The sequence below is a fragment of the Bradyrhizobium sp. McL0615 genome, from assembly GCF_049993905.1.
Taxonomy (GTDB): Bacteria; Pseudomonadota; Alphaproteobacteria; order Rhizobiales; family Xanthobacteraceae; genus Bradyrhizobium.
The window spans coordinates 469,105-486,286 of the sequence record NZ_CP188254.1 but is presented as its reverse complement, the minus strand read 5'-3'; the positions used below and the strand labels follow the sequence as shown (position 1 = coordinate 486,286).

Sequence of the window (17,182 nt, the reverse complement as noted above, 5' to 3'; positions counted from 1 at the left end):
AGGCGTCAGCTTTGGAGGCTCACGCCTGACAGCAAACCCGGTGACGAATCACCGATTACCAATTTCTATCCGACTTATATGACCGTGCGAAGCACGCGCCGCGAGCAGGCCGGAATGCTACGGGGATAACCATCGGTAAGGTTATTCGTTTGCATTCTTTTCAACTCCGCTGCCCGGAGATCGTGCCGAGAAATGCCTCCACCATAGGCAGAATATTCTTCACGATAATGTCCACGCCATCCGCGGTCGGATGCAAACCGTCGGCCTGGTTGAGTTTTGCATCCGCCGCCACCCCTTCCAGGAAGAATGGATAGAGCGGCACGCCAAAGGATTTCGAAAGCTCCGGATAGATCGCGTTGAAGCGCGCGGCATAGTCGCTGCCGTAATTCGGTGGCGCAAGCATGCCGCACATCAGCACGGCGATCTTGCGCGCCTTCAGCCGCGTCAGGATATCGCTGAGCGCGGCGCGGGTGACAGCGGGATCGATGCCACGCAAGGCATCGTTGGCGCCAAGTTCGAGGATGACCGCTTCGGTTCCCTCGGGGATCGACCAGTCCAGCCGGTCGCGGCCGCCAGAGGTGGTATCGCCGGACACCCCGGCATTGATCATGTCGACCTTTATCCCCTTGTCACCCAAGGCTTTTTGTAAACGCGCCGGAAACGCCGCCGAGGCAGAAAGGCCGAGACCGGCGCTCAAGGAATCGCCGAGCACGACCATTTTGACCGATTTGGTGGGCGCGGCGGCTGGGGTTTGGGCCAAAACCGGTCCGGCCGTCATCAAAGCCACAATCAACACGCGTAAGTGCGCAAACATCCGTTTCAAGCCCTCGACCCGAGTGGCGGATGTGCCATATGACCGAGCCATGGACAGTCTCATCGAACCCTCTTCGCTGACCGGCCTCGGGCCGGACACCATTGCCATTTCCAACGTCAACCTCTCGCTCGGCTCAGGCGCCGCACGTGTACATATCCTGAAAGATATCAGCCTTCGTGTGGCCTCGGGTGAGGCGATCGGTCTGATCGGACCTTCCGGTTCCGGCAAATCGACCCTGCTGATGGTGATGGCCGGGCTGGAGCGTCCCGACAGCGGAGAGGTGGTGGTCAACGGCACGCCGTTCAATGCCCTCGACGAGGATGCGCTGGCGCGCTTCCGCGGCCGCCAGGTCGGCATCGTGTTCCAGTCGTTTCATCTGATCCCGACCATGACAGCGCTGGAAAACGTCGCGGTGCCGCTGGAGCTCGCCGGAAATCCCGACGCCGCAGCGCGCGCGGCGCAGGAGCTCGCATCCGTCGGGCTCGGCGATCGCCTGCACCACTACCCGACGCAATTGTCGGGCGGCGAGCAGCAGCGCGTCGCGCTCGCTCGGGCGCTGGCGCCCGATCCTGCGATCCTCGTCGCGGACGAGCCGACAGGCAATCTCGATGAAGCCACCGGCAAGCAGATCGTCGATCTCCTGTTCACCAAGCACAGCGAGCGCGGCATGACCCTGGTGCTGGTGACGCACGACACATCGCTCGCGCAACGCTGCGACCGCGTGGTGCGGCTGCGCTCGGGCCGGATCGACGGACACTCATGACCGTCGTTTCCGAACCCGTTTACCGCAGCCGCGCGTCATCCCTTGCCCTGCGCTATGCGCTGCGCGAATTGCGCGGCGGTTTGCGCGGATTTTACGTCTTCATCGCCTGCATCGCGCTCGGCGTGATGGCGATTGCCGGCGTCGGCTCGGTGGCGGCGAGCCTCAGCGAAGGTCTGGAGCGCGAAGGCCGCACGCTGCTCGGCGGTGATGTGGCGTTCTCGCTGATCCAGCGCGAGGCCAAGCCGGACGAAACGGCTTTCCTGCGCGCGCGCGGCCAGCTTTCGGTCGCGGCGGCATTGCGCGTGATGGCGCGCAGCAATGACGGCAAGCTGGCGCTGGTCGAACTCAAGGCGGTGGACGGCAACTACCCGATGCTGGGCGAGCTGACGCTCGATCCCAAAATGCCGATGGTGGATCTGTTGGCCGAACGCGACCGCGCGTTCGGCGCGGCCGTCGATTCCACATTGCTGGCGCGGCTCGATCTGAAGCTCGGCGACCGTATCACGATCGGCAACGCCAGCTACCAGATCCGCAGCGCCGTCGGCGCCGAGCCGGACAAGCTCGCCGGCAATGTCGGATTGGGCCCGCGCGTTCTTGTCAGCGAAGCGAGCCTGCGCGCCACCGGCCTGCTGCAGCCCGGCAGTCTGGTGCGCTGGATTTACCGGCTCAAGCTGCCGGACAACGCCGCCGACGAGCGCGCGGCCACCCAGTTGATCGAGAGCGCGCGTAGCGCCCTCCCCGAGGCAGGCTGGGAGATCCGTAGCCGCGGCAATGCCTCGCCGCAACTCGAACGCACCATCAGTCGCTTCACGCAGTTCCTGACGCTGGTCGGCCTCGCCGCACTTCTGGTCGGCGGCGTCGGCGTCGCCAACGCGGTCAAGAGCCACATCGACCGCCGCCGCGACGTCATCGCCTCGTTCAAGGCGCTCGGCGCCACCGGCCGCGACGTCTTCACGATCTATCTGACGCAGGTGGTGGTGCTGGCCGGGATCGGCTCGGTGATCGGGCTCGCCGCCGGCGCCGCCCTGCCGTTCGTCATCGTCGGCGTGTTCGGCAAGCTGCTGCCGTTGCCGGTGATCCCTGCCCTGCATCCGGACGAGCTGGCGCTGTCGTTCATCTACGGCCTGCTCACCGCGCTCGCGTTCGGACTATGGCCGCTCGGCCGGGTGCATGACGTGCCGGTGGCGGCGCTGTTTCGCGAGGAGGTCGCTCGCGAATGGCACCGGCCGCGCTGGAGCTACCTCGCGCTGATGGCGGTAGTGATCGCGCTGCTGGTCGCGGTGGCGATCGGGCTTGCCTATGACAAGCGGGTCGCGGCCGTCTTCGTGGTCTCCTCGGTTGCAGTGTTTGCGCTGCTGCGCGGTGTCGCTGCCGGCCTGATGGCGCTGGCGCGCCGCATGCCCCGCAGCCGCATCACCATGCTGCGGCTGGCCATTGCCAATATCCACCGGCCCGGCGCGCTGACGCCCTCGGTCGTGATGTCGCTCGGGCTCGGGCTCGCGGTCCTCGTCACCATCACCCAGATCGACGGCAATCTGCGCCGGCAATTCCTGGCCGCGCTGCCGGAGCGCGCGCCGTCGTTCTACTTCATCGACATTCCGACCGCCGACGCCGACCGCTTCGGCGCCTTCCTCAAGCAGGTCGCGCCGCAATCGACGGTGGAGGACGTGCCGATGCTGCGCGGGCGCATCGTCGGCGCCCGCGGCCTCAAGGCCGACCAGCTCAAGCCGGCGCAGGATTCCGAATGGGTACTGCAGAGCGACCGCGGCCTGACCTATACCGCCGAAATCCCCAAGGGCTCGAAGATCGTCGAGGGCGAATGGTGGAGCGCGGATTATAGCGGCCCGCCGCTGGTCTCGATGGAAAAGAAGATCGCCGACGGCCTCAAGCTCACAATAGGCGACGAGATCGTGGTCAACGTGCTCGGCCGCGACATCCCGGCCAGGATCAGCAATTTGCGCAACATTGACTGGCAGGGGCTCGGCATCAATTTCGTGCTGGTGTTCTCGCCCAACGCGTTCAGGGGCGCGCCGCACAGCCATGTCGCGACGCTGTCCGAGGCCCATCCGGACCCGGCGGGCGATGCCCGGATCATCAAGCAGGTGGCGGACGCCTTCCCGATGGTGACCAGCGTGCGGGTCCGCGAGGCGCTGGAAACCGTCGGCGCCGTCGTCACCAACCTCGTGCTCGCCATCCGCGGCGCCAGCGCGGTGACGCTGATCTCGGCGATCCTGGTGCTGGGCGGCGCGCTCGCCGCCGGCCACCGCCACCGGGTCTATGACGCCGTCATCCTGAAGACGCTGGGTGCAACCCGGGTGCGCCTGCTAGGCGCCTATGCACTGGAATACCTGATGATCGGCCTCGCCACCGCGGTTTTCGGCGTGATCGCGGGCTCCGTCGCGGCCTGGCTGATCGTGACCCGGCTGATGACGCTCAGTTTCATCTGGCAGGCCGGCAGCGCGGCCGGCGTGGTCGCCGCCGCCCTGGTCGTCACGGTAGGGCTGGGGCTCGCCGGGACGTTGTTGGCCCTGAATCAGAAGCCGGCCAGCGTGTTGCGGAATTTGTGACAATTTGTAGCGGCGGAAAGGCGGAATTAACGCTGCTTTTGCCCGGGAACGACGGCAGAAGCGACATTCAGCCGCGCGTGGAAGGTTGCGGCGAATGTGTTAGTTTCCCACATATCAGCCAAGATCAGTGGCCGGGTTCATGACGTAAAATTAACGTCGGCAGATCGGGACATCTGAGATAGAAATCTAACCGGCGCCGCAAACCCCTTGCGCTCCGCCGGGCAACCTAACGGGAATTCGACCATGTCGGACCTAGACCGTAATTACACTTCTCCTTTCGGCCGGGCCGCCGGGCGCGTTGATGCCGCGACCGTCGATGCCGGTCTGCGCGCCTACATGCTGCGTATCTACAACTACATGAGCATCGGCCTGGCCATCACCGGCCTTGCGGCGCTCGGCGTCTATATGGCTGCCGTGACCACCGACCAGGCCGGCGCCGTCGCCAAGTTCGGCAACGCCTACCTGACGCAGTTCGGCTATGCGATGTATGTCAGCCCCCTGAAGTGGCTGTTCATCTTAGCGCCGCTGGCCATGGTGTTTGCGATCTCGGCCGGCATCAACCGGCTGCGTCCCGCGACCGCCCAGATGCTGTTCTGGGTGTTCTCGGCGCTGATGGGCATCTCGCTGTCGTCGATCTTCCTGGTGTACACCCACACCTCGATCGTGCGGGTGTTCTTCATCACCGCGGCGACCTTCGGCGCGCTGAGCCTGTACGGCTACACCACCAAGCGTGACATGAGCGGCATGGGGTCGTTCCTGTTCATGGGCCTGATCGGCATCATCATCGCGAGCCTGGTCAACCTGTTCCTGGCGAGCTCGATGCTGCAGTTCATCGTCTCCGTGGTCGGCGTGCTGGTGTTTGCGGGCCTTACCGCCTGGGATACCCAGCGGCTGAAGAACGACTACATCTACGGCTACGCCTCTCAGGGCGGCGAGATTGCGGAGAAGGCGGCGATTACCGGCGCATTGTCGCTCTACCTGAACTTCATCAACCTTTTCACGCTGCTGTTGCAGCTGCTCGGCCAGCGCGACTAAGCGCTGCCGCAGAAGTTAAAAGTCGAAGCCCCGGCCCAACGGCCGGGGCTTTTCTTTTGGCCAGAGTCATGGCGGGGCGCATCCCGGGCATGGCAGAAAATGTTGATCCGTATTGGGCTGCTGATATCTTTCTCTGCATGTCCGCCGCTGAAATCCGGCCCGCCATCGAGGCCGACCTCCCCGCCATCACCGAAATCTACGAGCACGCGGTGCGCTACGGCACCGCGACGTTCGAGCTGATCCCGCCGGATCTCGCCGAGATGACCCGACGGTTCAAAGCCCTGATGGACGGCGGCTTCCCGTATTTTGCGGCATCGGTCGAAGGCGATGTGATCGGCTATGCCTATGCCGGCCCTTATCGGCCGCGGCCTGCCTATCGCTTCACGGTGGAGAACTCGGTCTATCTAAAGCCCTCGACCCACCGCCGCGGCATCGGCCTGCAACTGCTGCAGCGGCTGATCGCCGAATGCGAGGCGCGCGGCTACCGGCAGATGATCGCCGTTATCGGCGATTCCGCCAACGCCGGCTCGATCGGCGTTCACACCAAATGCGGGTTCCAGATGATCGGGACGCATCGCCATGTCGGCCTCAAATTCGGCCGCTGGCTCGACACCGTGATGATGCAGCGCGCGCTCGGTGAAGGCGGCTCGACGGTGCCGACGTCGTAGATTCGTAGGGTGGGGCAAAGCGAAGCGTGCCCACCATTCGCGACTAACATCGGGGATAGATGGTGGGCACGGCGCAAGCGCGCCTTTGCCCACCCTACCGCAGCTTCGCTACACCAGCGCCAGCTTGCGATCGATCACCAGCAGCACGCGTTCGAGTTCGTGGCCGCGGCGCAGGATCAGGCCGGTCGCCGAGATCACGCTGTACATGCCCTGCTTGCGTGCGAGCCGCGGGTCCTTCTCGATCCGGTAAATCGGAACCTCGGAAGCGCGGCGGAATACCGAAAATACCGCACGGTCTTTCAGAAAGTCGATGGCGTAGTCGCGCCATTCGCCGTCGGCGACCATGCGCCCATACAGATTGAGGATACGGTTGAGTTCGAGACGATTGAACGTGACACGATTTGGCGGTGGCGTTGCAGTGGCAGGGCGCGCCACCGCGCGGGCCTCGCTTGGATCGGTGTCCTCCGATATCGAGCTCATGGAGCGCCTCCTGTCATCTCAGGCATGCCCTCGCCCCGAAAACCGGTCCCCACTTTTCGGGAGCATGCCGAGGTCGACATGATCGCGCTAACCGCAGGACGCCGCAAGGGGGTGTAAATGCAAAGGAAACCGGGCGGAACCGCCGGCATCACGGGAAATTCCGATTCACGGGATCGTTAGCGGAATCTTATTGCTGCCCCACTTCTGCCAACCGCCCGCCCCGCTAGGTTGCGACAAGTAGATACTGCGTTGGCCCGGTCCTTTCGGTTCCGGATTCCTCAGCCCCCAGCCCCCCGGGGCCGTCGGGATCGGGCCTGTTCGCAGAGGGAGTTAATCCCGATACTGGGCCAACGAAAGTTGGTCCTTTTTCGTTTGCGGGGGCTGCAAAGCCACGCGCGACCCCGCCTTCGCCAACAACGGCGCGACACGAATTCCGGAAACGTGAGAAGAGCAGCATCGCAGCCCGGATGGAGCGCAGCGCAATCCGGGGCAGGTCTATCCGGCTTTGAGAATCCCGGATTTCGCTGCGCTCCATCCGGGCCACCCGAGCCCCGGAAGAGAACTAGTGCAGCGACGTGTAGGCGGCGCCGAGCATTGCGCCCGGCTTGTCGCGACTGCCGTCCTGGACATAGACGACCGCGGCATCGACGCCGTCGCTGGAAATATTTTCCAGCGGAACGCTCCAGCTTCCCGCGCCGCCGTTCCAGTCGCCGACCTTCACGAGCTTGCGCACTACGTTGTAGTAGGTGAGTTGTTGGCCGCGATTCTCGCCGCGCCCAATCGAAATCGGCACCGCCCGCGAAACCGAACAAAGCCAGACTTCGCCGCGCCCCGCCGTCGCCACCTTGCTCGCCTCGACCGAGACGTTGATCAGTTTGCCCGACAACGTCATCGTCACCGGCACCGACATCACGCCCTCGGCCTTGCTCGTGTTCTTGATCGCGCCGTCGATGGCGGCGCGATCACTGCCGATCACCTCCGCGGAGCCGTTGACGATCATCTGCGGCGTATAGAGGTTGCGGTCGCCGCGGACATGCGAATAGGCTTTCTGACGCGCGCTGAAGCGCGAGTCCGCCAGCGTGTCCTTCCAGCCGAGATAATCCCAATAGTCGATCGGCATGCTCAGCGCGATCACGTTGGGGTCTTTGGCGAGTTCGCCGACGATCTTGTCGGCGGGCGGACACGACGAACAGCCCTGTGAGGTGAATAGTTCGACCACGGCACGCGGATCGGCATGAGCTGGGCGGATGACGGCGATGATTGCACAGACGCCAAGCGCGCCGGACCATCGCGATATCAGATTATTGGCCATCATCGCTGTCATTGTGCGAACCGGTGGTAGCGTCCATCCGTATTTTTACGGGGCATGATCTGATCCCAAAAATGCGTGCCCCAAACGCGCGAAAGCGGCCCTCTCATTAGGCCGCCTTCTTCTTGCTCGCTACTCACTTCGAAGTGAGGCACTGATCACAAATCCGCGTTTCAAAGCGTTTTCAAGCGAAGTGGTTACCGGTTCGCGTGAAGAAAACGCGTCAAAAGAGAACTCTACGCCGCGAGTTTGCGCAGCACATAATGCAGAATGCCGCCGTTTCGGTAGTACTCGAGTTCGTCGAGGGTATCGATGCGGCAAAGCAGCGGGACACGCTGCAGTGCGCCATCGCCGGAGACGATCTCCGCCGTCAGGGTCTGACGCGGCTTCAGGTCGCCCTGCAGGCCCCGGATCGTCACCTTCTCGTCACCCTTCAGGCCCAGCGACGTCCACGACGTGCCGTCCTCGAAGGTGAGCGGCAACACACCCATGCCGACCAGGTTGGAGCGATGGATGCGCTCAAAGCTCTGGCAGATCACGGCGCGGACGCCGAGCAGGCGGGTACCCTTGGCGGCCCAGTCGCGCGACGAGCCGTTGCCGTACTCGGCGCCGGCGAACACCACCAGCGGCACGCCCTCCGCCTGGTACTTCATCGCCGCGTCGTAGATCGGCATCTGCTCGCCGTCGGGCCAATGCTTGGTGAGGCCGCCTTCCGGAATATTGCCGTCGGCGCCCTTCAGCATGAAGTTCTTGATGCGGATGTTGGCGAAGGTGCCGCGCATCATGATTTCATGGTTACCGCGCCGTGTACCGTACTGGTTGAAGTCGGCGGGGCGCACCTGGTGCTCGCTCAGGAATTTTCCGGCCGGCGAAGTCAGCTTGATCGAGCCGGCGGGCGAGATGTGGTCGGTGGTGATCTTGTCGCCGAACATCGCCAGGATCCGCGCATCGACCACGTCGACGACGGGATCGGGCTGCTTCTTCATACCTTCGAAATAGGGCGGGTTCTGCACATAGGTCGACGACATGTTCCAGCGATAGGTCTCGCTGTCGACCGTCTTGATCTTGCGCCAGTTGGTGTCGCCCTTGAACACGTCGGCGTAACGCTTCTTGAAGATCGTCGCCGTCACGAACTTCTTCATGTAGGCGTTGATTTCCTTGGTTGTCGGCCAGATGTCCTTCAGGAACACCGGCTTGCCATCCTTGCCGGTGCCGATCGGCTCGACCGCGAGATCCTTGGTCACGGTGCCCGCCAGCGCGTAGGCCACCACCAGCGGCGGCGACGCCAGATAGTTCGCCTGCACGTCCGGCGAGACGCGGCCTTCGAAGTTGCGGTTGCCCGACAGTACGGCCGCGGCCACGATACCGTTGTCGTTGATGGATTTGGAAATGTCTTCCTGCAGCGGACCCGAGTTGCCGATGCAGGTGGTGCAGCCGAAACCGATCAGATTGAAGCCGACCTTGTCGAGTTCGGTCTGCAGCCCGGAATTGGTGAGATATTCCGCGACCACCTGGCTGCCTGGCGCCAGCGAAGTCTTCACCCACGGCTTGGCCTTCAGGCCCTTGGCGGCAGCGTTACGCGCCAGCAGGCCCGCACCGATCAGCACACTCGGATTGGAGGTGTTGGTGCAGGAGGTGATCGCCGCGATCACCACGTCGCCATGGCCGATTTCGAAATTGTGATTGTCGACTGCGTAGCGTTTATCGGCTTCGCCGGGCTTCTTGTACTCACCCGCGAGCGCGGTAGAGAAACCTTCCGCGACCGCCGGCAGCGCGACGCGGCCTTCGGGGCGCTTCGGGCCGGCCATCGACGGCACGACATCCTTGAGATCGAGCGTCAGCGTTTCCGTGAACACGGGGTCGGCCGATTTCGCGGTACGGAACAGGCCCTGCGCCTTGGCGTAAGCCGAAACCAGCGCGACGCGATCCGCCTTGCGGCCGGAGGTCTTGAGATAATCGATGGTCGCGGCGTCGACCGGGAAGAAGCCGCAGGTCGCGCCATATTCCGGCGCCATGTTGCCGATGGTCGCCTTGTCCGCCACCGAGAGGAAGTCGAGGCCGGGACCGAAGAATTCGACGAACTTGCCGACCACGCCCTGCTTGCGGAGCATCTGCGTGACGGTCAGCACCAGGTCGGTCGCGGTGACGCCTTCCTTGAGCTGGCCCTTGAGCTTGAAGCCGACCACTTCCGGCAGCAGCATCGACAGCGGCTGGCCGAGCATGCAGGCTTCCGCCTCGATGCCGCCGACGCCCCAGCCGAGCACGGCGAGGCCGTTGACCATGGTCGTGTGCGAGTCGGTGCCGACAAGCGAATCCGGATAGGCGACCTCGAAGGTGCCGGTCTTCTTGCCGACCGTCATCTTCTCCTTCTTTGTCCACACCGTCTGCGCGAGATATTCGAGATTGACCTGATGGCAGATGCCGGTGCCGGGCGGCACCACGGAGAAATTCGAAAACGCCTTCTGGCCCCACTTCAGGAATTCGTAGCGTTCCTGGTTCTGCTTGTATTCCTCGACCACGTTCTTGCCGAACGCCTTGTTGTCGCCGAAGAAGTTGACGATCACCGAGTGGTCGATGACGAGATCGACTGGCACCAGCGGGTTGATCTTCTCGGCATCGCCGCCGAGCGCCTGCATCGCGTTACGCATCGCGGCGAGATCGACCACTGCCGGCACGCCGGTAAAATCCTGCATCAGCACGCGCGCCGGGCGGAACGCCACTTCGTGCTCGAGTTTACGCTTCCTCAACCATTTCGACACCGCGATGATGTCGGCCTTCTTGACCGTGCGGTCGTCTTCATTGCGTAGCAGGTTTTCCAGGAGCACCTTCATCGAATAGGGCAGCTTGGAAATTCCCTTCAGACCGTTCTTCTCGGCGGCGGGCAGGCTGTAATAAACGTAGGTCTTGCTGCCGACCTTGAGGGTCTTGCGGCATTTGAAGCTGTCGAGCGAGGTCATGTCAGGAAATCCCAAATTCTAGTTATACCCGGCAAGGGTATGTAAACACCGTCAGCCTAGGCTGGCCTCTTGGCTTGCAGCCGCCGATTGTGTGCTGCATCAAGTTCCGGGCTTATAGAATCTTTCTAGAAGCGCCGCCACACCGACAAGCGTGCTTCAGCAATGCGGCACCCACAAATTCTGGCGCGGTACCCATTAATTTCAGAGGGCTGTGAAGAGGCAATATGCGGCTCTCGGGGCGTCACATCGACTGTATCAGGGGCGGCCGCGAAGTGTTCTCCGGCCTCGATTTCGAAGCCTCCTCGGGCGAGGTGCTGGCCGTGGTCGGCCCGAACGGCTCCGGCAAGACCTCGCTGTTGCGCCTGATCGCGGGCCTCCTGGTGCCGGCAGGCGGGTCGGTCGACCTGGAAGGCGGCGAGGACGAACTGACGTTGCCGGAGCAATCCCATTATCTCGGCCATCGCGATGCGCTGAAGCCCGCGCTAAGCGTGGCGGAAAACCTGTCGTTCTGGCGAGATTTTCTGGGCGGCGCGGCCGGCAATACCAGCCAATGCCTTTCAGCCGTGGGGCTTGCCCATGCCACGCATCTGCCGGCAGCCTATCTCTCCGCCGGCCAGCGGCGGCGGTTGTCGATCGCCCGCCTGCTGGTGGTGCGCCGGCCGGTCTGGCTGCTGGACGAGCCGACCTCGGCGCTCGATACCGCCGGGCAGGATCTGTTCGCAGGCGTCATGCGCGACCACATCGCCGGCGGCGGCATCATCATCGCCGCGACCCACAGCCCGCTCGGGATCGGAGCGAGAGAACTGCAGATGGGAGGCGGAAAATGAGCGCCCTCACCTCACTGATTCGCCGGGACATCAAGATCGCGCTTCGCGTTGGCGGCGGAGCGCTGATCGGCGTGCTGTTTTTCCTCACGGTCACGGTGCTGATGCCGTTCGCGATCGGGCCGGATCTGGCGCTGCTGACGCGGCTCGGACCCGCGATCCTGTGGCTCGGCGCGCTGCTGGCGAGCCTGCTCACGCTGGACCGCCTGTTCACGGCCGACCACGAGGATGGTTCGCTCGACCTGATCGTGATGGCCCGGGCGCCGCTCGAACTGGCCTGCGCCGCAAAAGCGCTGGCCCACTGGCTTGCCGCCGGCGTGCCGCTGATCGTGGCGACCCCTGCGCTGGGGCTGCTGCTCAATCTCGACGCCACCGCAACCTCGGCGGTGGCGCTGACGCTGCTGGTGGGAACGCCGGCGCTGACGTTTACGGGCATGATCGGCGCGGCGCTCGCCGTGACGTTGCACCGCGGCGGGCTGTTGCTGGCCGTGCTGGTGCTGCCGCTATCGATCCCGGTGCTGATTTTCGGCGTTGCCGCATCGCAGGCCGCCATAACAGGGCCGCTGTCGTTTGGAACACCGTTTTCCATCCTGTGCGCGCTTTCGCTGGTCAGCCTGGTGATCGGACCGTTCGCCGCCGCGGCCAGCCTGCGGCACGGCTTGGACTGAGATGGCTTGGACCGACATGATTTGACGCCGATCAACTCTCGCGGAGGCAACATGAAACAAACCAAGCCGCATTGCCTGCCCCGCCACTGACGACTATCAGGATGCCATGACGCTGATCGACCTCGCCAATCCAACCAAATTCCTGTCGCTGACGGCGCGCTTGCTGCCGTGGCTGGCGGGCGCAACCGCGATCCTGCTGTTGATCGGCTTCTATCAGGCGGCGATGGCGCCCGATGACTATCAGCAGGGCGCCACCGTGAAGATCATGTTCATCCACGTGCCGAATGCGTGGCTTTCGATGTTCGTCTGGGGCGTCATGAGCCTTGCCGCGCTGGGCACGCTGGTATGGCGGCATCCGCTCGCCGACGTCGCGGCCAAGGCCGCAGCGCCGATCGGCGCGGCATTCACGTTTCTCGCGCTGGTCACGGGTTCACTGTGGGGACGGCCGATGTGGGGCACCTATTGGGAATGGGATGCGCGGCTGACCTCGGTCCTGATCCTGTTCCTGATGTATCTCGGCCTGATGGCGCTGTGGCGCGCCGTGGACGATCCGTCGCGGGCGGCGCGGGCCGCCGCCGTCCTGACGCTGGTCGGCGCGCTCAACCTGCCGATCATCAAATTCTCGGTCGACTGGTGGAACACGCTGCATCAGCCGGCGGCCGTCCTGCGCATGGGCGGCACATCGCTCGACAAGGCGTTCCTGATTCCGTTGCTGGTGATGGCGGTCGGCTTCTCGCTGCTGTTCGTCACGCTGCATCTGGCGGCGATGCGCAACGAGATCCTGCGCCGGCGCGTGCGCAGCTTGCAGATGATGCAAGCCAGCCAGCAGGCGGCATGACGCGATGGCGCTCGGTCCCTACGCCTCCTTTATCGTGACGTCCTACACGCTGGTGGCGGCGGTCGTGGCGCTTCTCATCGTCTGGATCGCCATCGATTATCGCCGCCAGAAGGAGCGCCTGCGCGAACTCGAGGCCAGCGGCGTTTCCCGCCGCTCGGGCCGCCAGGCGACGGACATCTGATGAGCACGCCCGCCACATCGGACGAACAGCCGGGCCGCCGGCGCTGGCTGGTGGCGCTGCCGCTGGTCGGTTTCCTCGCCGTCGCCGCGCTGTTCCTGCTGCGGCTGTATGGCGGCGATCCCTCTAAAATCCCATCCGCCCTGATCGGCCGCCCGGCGCCACAGACCACGCTTCCGGCGCTGGAAGGCCTCGCCAATAACGGCGTGCCGGTGCCCGGGCTCGACCCCGCCGCCTTCAAGGGCAAGGTCTCCGTCGTCAATGTCTGGGCGTCCTGGTGCGTGCCTTGCCACGACGAGGCGCCGCTGCTGACCGCACTGGCGAAGGATACGCGGCTGCAGATCGTCGGCATCAACTACAAGGATTCTCCCGATAACGCCCGCCGCTTCCTCGGCCGCTACGGCAACCCGTTCAGCATGGTCGGCGTCGATGCCAATGGCCGCGGCGCGATCGAATGGGGCGTCTACGGCGTGCCCGAAACCTTCGTGGTCGGCCGCGACGGCACCATCCTCTACAAGATGGTCGGGCCGGTGACGCCGGCCAATCTCGACAGCGTGTTGAAGGTCGAGATCGAGAAGGCGTTGAAGGCGAGGCCTTGAACGGGCACGTTTTACGGAAGCCGCGGGCAATGAAATACGCAATTGCATTCGGGCTGGCGATCATGGTCGTTCTGGCCAGCGCCGGAGCCTATGTCTACTACGGGCTGACTCACCGGCCTGATGTCTCCTCATTTGCTGCTCTCACGGCAGCGCCCGATATCAATCGCAATGCTCCGTTGCGGGTAACGTTTCTCGGCGTGTCAACATTGCTGTTTGACGACGGCAGCACCGCAATCCTGCTGGACGGGTTTTTCACGCGGCCGAATTCCCGGCAGTTGTTCCTTGAAAAGATTTCGCCCGACAAGACGATCATCAAGAACAGCCTGCAGCGGGCCGGAATCGAAAAGCTCGCCGCGGTGATCGTCAATCATTCTCACTATGACCACGCGATGGACGCGCCTGAGGTCGCCGCGCAGACCGGCGCCGTGCTGGTCGGCTCCGAATCGACGGCCAATGTTGGACGAGGCTGGGGCTTGCCGGAAGCCAACATCGCGGCCCGCCGTCCCGGCGACATCATGACCTTCGGCCGCTTTACGGTAACGCTGTTGCAAAGCCGGCACGTGCCGTCGCCCTTCACCGGCGGCGAAATCACAGCGCCGCTGGTCCCGCCGGTGCGCGCCAACGCCTATCTTGAGGGCACCAGCTTCGCCGTTCAGATCGAACATGATGGCCGGCGTCTGCTGGTCAACGCCAGCGCCGGATTCGTTCCGGGCGCCCTTGCCGGACGGCGCGCTGATGTCGTGTTTCTCGGCATCGGCCAGCTTGGCAAGCAATCCCAGTCCTACATGGCGGAGTATTGGCGGGAGTTGGTGACGACCAGCGGCGCCCGGCGGGTGATCCCGATCCATTGGGACGATTTCACCGCTCCGATCGATCAGCCGCTGCGGCCGATCCCCGTGCTACTCGACGACATGAGTGCATCGATGCAATTCCTGGTCGCGGAAGGCGCCAAGTCGGGGGTCGAGGTGAAACTTCCGGTAGCGTGGACGGTCTTTGATCCTTTTGACCGACTGCCGGCATCGGCACGCTGAGACGGAGCGGTACCGACCAGTCGGCCATGCGCGGTTCGCCGTTCGAAGCATCCAAATAATTTTTGGCTTTTATCTGCCGTTCATTTCGCAGCCATGGCGCCGCCACGAATTCACAGCTAGCTTGATGGCGTTACTTGAACCGTCCTTGGAGGGACACCCTATGCGTCATTTCACGCTCGCTTCTCTTCTCGCAACCGCACTTACCCTGGGCATGCTGACGGCGACCCCGTCGATGGCCCAGACCGCGCAGCCCGCGGCCAAATCCGACAGCAAGATGGCTCCCGCGCCAAAGGCCTCGGAGTCGAAGATGGCGCCCGCCCCGAAGGCGGAACTGCTCGACATCAACTCGGCGACCGCCGACCAGCTCGACGCGCTGCCGGGTGTCGGCAAGGCCTATTCCGCCAAAATCATCGCGGGCCGGCCGTACAAGGGCAAGGACGAGCTGGTGCAGAAGAGCATCGTCCCGCAAGCGACCTACGACAAGATCAAGGACAAGATCATCGCCAAGCAAAAGAGCTGAGGCCTTCTTTCTTACCTCACCCCGCTTGCGGGGAGAGGTCGGAATTTGCGCGGAGCGCGAATTCCGGGTGAGGGGGTACAGGTCCAACGACCTGCAGAGTTTGCGGAGAGAGCCCCTCACCCCAACCCTCTCCCCGCGAAGAGCGGGGCGAGGGAGCAGACCTACCCCTTGCTCACATCGCCCGCTTCGGCCTCGCTGGCTTCCAGCGTGGCCGGCTCCAGATGATAGCGCTTGATCAGCGGCATCTGGGCGATCGCAAAGATCATCGTCAGCGGCGTCACGCCGAATACCTTGAAGTTGACCCAGAAATCAGTCGACTGCGTGCGCCAGATAAATTCGTTCAGGATCGCCAAGGCGAAAAAGAACAGCGCCCAGCGCATGGTCAGAACGCGCCAGCCCTTCGGCGTCAAGTTGAACATCTGATTGAACAGGATCGCGATGAAGGAGCGGCCGAACAACAGCCCGCCGCCGAGGATCGCGGCGAACAGGCCGTAGATGATGGTCGGCTTGACCTTGATGAAGGTCTCGTCGTGCAGCACCAGCGTCAGCGTGCCGAACACCAGCACGATGACGGCGGTGACGATCGCCATGATGGGGATATGCCGCACCACCACATAGGAGGCGATCATCGCGGCCACGATCGCCACCATGAAGGCGCCGGTCGCGACAAACAGGTTGAACTTGGCATTCGCCACGAAGAACACGAGGAGCGGACCGAGTTCGGTCGCAAGCTTGAACATCGGATGCGGCTGGGTCTTGTCCATCGTTTCACTTCGTTCTTTGTTTGGGCATGATCTTGTCCGAAAACCGGTTCTCACTTTTCGGGATCATGCCCTATCGATACCTGCGATCGCGTTGGCGAAATCCCGCGCGGTGAATGGGGCGAGATCGTCGACGCCTTCGCCGACGCCGACAAAGTGCACCGGCAATTTGAATTTCTCCGCCAGCGCCACCAGGATGCCGCCGCGCGCGGTGCCGTCGAGCTTCGTCATCACGAGGCCGGTGACGCCAGCGGTACGATGAAATGCCTCGACCTGCGACAGCGCATTTTGTCCCACCGTGGCATCGAGCACCAGCAGCACCGCATGCGGGGCCGATGCATCGACCTTCTTGATGACGCGAACGACCTTTTCGAGCTCTTTCATCAGCTCGGCCTTGTTCTGCAGGCGTCCGGCGGTATCGACCAGCAGCACGTCGATATTCTGTTCTTTCGCCGCGGTCAGCGCGTTGAAGGCAAGGCTCGCCGAATCCGAACCCTGCGCACCCGCAATGACCGGCGACCTGGTGCGTTCGCCCCACACCTTGAGCTGCTCGATCGCCGCGGCGCGAAACGTGTCGCCGGCCGCCATCATGATCTTGCGGCCCTCGGCACTCAGTTTCGCGGCGAGCTTGCCGATCGTCGTGGTCTTGCCCGAGCCGTTGACGCCGACCACGAGAATGACGAACGGCTTTTGCGCCGCGTCGATCTCCAGCGGCTTCGCCACCGGCGCCAGCACCTTCTCGACCTCGGTTGCAACAACCGTCTTCACCTCATCGGCCGAGATCGCCTTGTCATAACGGCCGGCGCCGACGGCGTCCGCAATCCGTACCGCCACGGCGGTGCCGAGATCGGCGCGCAGCAGCACATCCTCGATATCGTCGAGCATGGCGCGGTCGAGCTTGCGCTTGGTGACGAGGTCGGCAACGGCGGAGCCTAGCGAACTCGAGGTCCGCTTCAGGCCGCTCGAAAGCCGCCGCCACCAGCTCAGTTTGGGGGTTCCGGGAGTGGTATCGCTCATGTTGGAGACGTGTTAGCGGTTTCGCGCCATGAGCGGAAGTCACAACAGATCCATCAATGTTCCCGGAGCATCCCTTGATGTCTCCGGGCCATCCCTCGATGTGCCCGGGCCATCCTTTGATGCCCCCCGGACATCGCTTGATGTCCGTGGCTT

The 17,182-nt window shown here is 63.7% G+C and carries 17 protein-coding genes; 11 read left to right on the top strand and 6 right to left on the bottom strand.

Annotation, left to right across the window (positions count from 1 at the left end):
- Window positions 1-160: 160 nt before the first annotated feature.
- On the bottom strand, window positions 161-865 hold the full coding sequence (locus ACPPVP_RS02285; RefSeq protein WP_426538399.1) for an arylesterase: 705 nt from the start codon (window positions 863-865) through the stop codon (window positions 161-163).
- On the opposite strand from ACPPVP_RS02285, the gene ACPPVP_RS02280 reads away from it, so the two are divergent.
- The 4 genes from ACPPVP_RS02280 (at window position 864) to ACPPVP_RS02265 (ending at window position 5,847) form a co-directional block, all read left to right on the top strand.
- Window positions 864-1,577 (top strand): ABC transporter ATP-binding protein, encoded by a 714-nt coding sequence (locus ACPPVP_RS02280; protein WP_426530908.1) that lies wholly within the window; start codon window positions 864-866, stop codon window positions 1,575-1,577. The two genes, ACPPVP_RS02285 and ACPPVP_RS02280, sit on opposite strands and share 2 nt — an antisense overlap.
- Window positions 1,574-4,144, top strand: coding sequence for an ABC transporter permease (locus tag ACPPVP_RS02275; protein WP_426530906.1), 2,571 nt, complete (start codon window positions 1,574-1,576; stop codon window positions 4,142-4,144). Before ACPPVP_RS02280 ends, ACPPVP_RS02275 begins: the two co-directional genes overlap by 4 nt.
- 243 nt (window positions 4,145-4,387) lie before the next feature.
- A complete protein-coding gene (locus ACPPVP_RS02270; protein WP_426530904.1) occupies window positions 4,388-5,179 on the top strand; it encodes a Bax inhibitor-1/YccA family protein in 792 nt (263 codons plus the stop codon).
- Between the two features lie 137 nt (window positions 5,180-5,316).
- On the top strand, window positions 5,317-5,847 hold the full coding sequence (locus ACPPVP_RS02265; protein WP_426538397.1) for an N-acetyltransferase family protein: 531 nt from the start codon (window positions 5,317-5,319) through the stop codon (window positions 5,845-5,847).
- Window positions 5,848-5,955: 108 nt separating this feature from the next.
- On the opposite strand, the gene ACPPVP_RS02260 is transcribed toward ACPPVP_RS02265, so the two are convergent.
- The 3 genes from ACPPVP_RS02260 to acnA form a co-directional block, all read right to left on the bottom strand.
- The gene (locus ACPPVP_RS02260; protein ID WP_426530902.1) at window positions 5,956-6,327 is read right to left on the bottom strand and encodes a DUF2794 domain-containing protein; all 372 of its coding nucleotides are present in this window, start codon (window positions 6,325-6,327) and stop codon (window positions 5,956-5,958) included.
- Between the two features lie 562 nt (window positions 6,328-6,889).
- Window positions 6,890-7,651: a DUF1223 domain-containing protein gene (locus ACPPVP_RS02255; protein WP_426530900.1), complete on the bottom strand. Its 762-nt coding sequence runs from the start codon at window positions 7,649-7,651 to the stop codon at window positions 6,890-6,892.
- A gap of 221 nt (window positions 7,652-7,872) precedes the next feature.
- Window positions 7,873-10,593 (bottom strand): aconitate hydratase AcnA, encoded by a 2,721-nt coding sequence (gene acnA, locus ACPPVP_RS02250; RefSeq protein WP_426530898.1) that lies wholly within the window; start codon window positions 10,591-10,593, stop codon window positions 7,873-7,875.
- A 224-nt stretch (window positions 10,594-10,817) separates the two neighbouring features.
- On the opposite strand from acnA, the gene ccmA reads away from it, so the two are divergent.
- The 7 genes from ccmA (at window position 10,818) to ACPPVP_RS02215 (ending at window position 15,251) form a co-directional block, all read left to right on the top strand.
- Window positions 10,818-11,420, top strand: coding sequence for a heme ABC exporter ATP-binding protein CcmA (ccmA, locus tag ACPPVP_RS02245; protein ID WP_426530896.1), 603 nt, complete (start codon window positions 10,818-10,820; stop codon window positions 11,418-11,420).
- Window positions 11,417-12,085, top strand: coding sequence for a heme exporter protein CcmB (gene ccmB / locus ACPPVP_RS02240; protein WP_426530894.1), 669 nt, complete (start codon window positions 11,417-11,419; stop codon window positions 12,083-12,085). The genes ccmA and ccmB overlap by 4 nt, the downstream gene beginning before the upstream one ends.
- A 106-nt stretch (window positions 12,086-12,191) precedes the next feature.
- Window positions 12,192-12,923 carry a heme ABC transporter permease gene (locus ACPPVP_RS02235; RefSeq protein WP_426530892.1) on the top strand — a complete coding sequence of 244 codons (732 nt, stop codon included), beginning with the start codon at window positions 12,192-12,194 and terminating at the stop codon, window positions 12,921-12,923.
- Between the two features lie 4 nt (window positions 12,924-12,927).
- The gene (gene ccmD, locus ACPPVP_RS02230) at window positions 12,928-13,104 is read left to right on the top strand and encodes a heme exporter protein CcmD (RefSeq protein WP_426530891.1); all 177 of its coding nucleotides are present in this window, start codon (window positions 12,928-12,930) and stop codon (window positions 13,102-13,104) included.
- Complete coding sequence (locus ACPPVP_RS02225) at window positions 13,104-13,700, top strand: DsbE family thiol:disulfide interchange protein (RefSeq protein ID WP_426530889.1); 597 nt, start codon at window positions 13,104-13,106, stop codon at window positions 13,698-13,700. Before ccmD ends, ACPPVP_RS02225 begins: the two co-directional genes overlap by 1 nt.
- Window positions 13,701-13,729: 29 nt before the next feature.
- Window positions 13,730-14,731: an MBL fold metallo-hydrolase gene (locus ACPPVP_RS02220; protein ID WP_426530887.1), complete on the top strand. Its 1,002-nt coding sequence runs from the start codon at window positions 13,730-13,732 to the stop codon at window positions 14,729-14,731.
- Between the two features lie 160 nt (window positions 14,732-14,891).
- Complete coding sequence (locus ACPPVP_RS02215) at window positions 14,892-15,251, top strand: ComEA family DNA-binding protein (protein ID WP_426530885.1); 360 nt, start codon at window positions 14,892-14,894, stop codon at window positions 15,249-15,251.
- 161 nt (window positions 15,252-15,412) lie between these two features.
- Here ACPPVP_RS02215 and ACPPVP_RS02210 read toward each other — a convergent pair whose 3' ends face one another.
- Both ACPPVP_RS02210 and ftsY read right to left on the bottom strand, forming a co-directional pair.
- Window positions 15,413-16,015 carry a septation protein A gene (locus ACPPVP_RS02210; protein WP_426530884.1) on the bottom strand — a complete coding sequence of 201 codons (603 nt, stop codon included), beginning with the start codon at window positions 16,013-16,015 and terminating at the stop codon, window positions 15,413-15,415.
- Window positions 16,016-16,078: 63 nt separating this feature from the next.
- Window positions 16,079-17,029 carry a signal recognition particle-docking protein FtsY gene (gene ftsY, locus ACPPVP_RS02205; protein WP_426530882.1) on the bottom strand — a complete coding sequence of 317 codons (951 nt, stop codon included), beginning with the start codon at window positions 17,027-17,029 and terminating at the stop codon, window positions 16,079-16,081.
- Window positions 17,030-17,182: the final 153 nt, after the last annotated feature.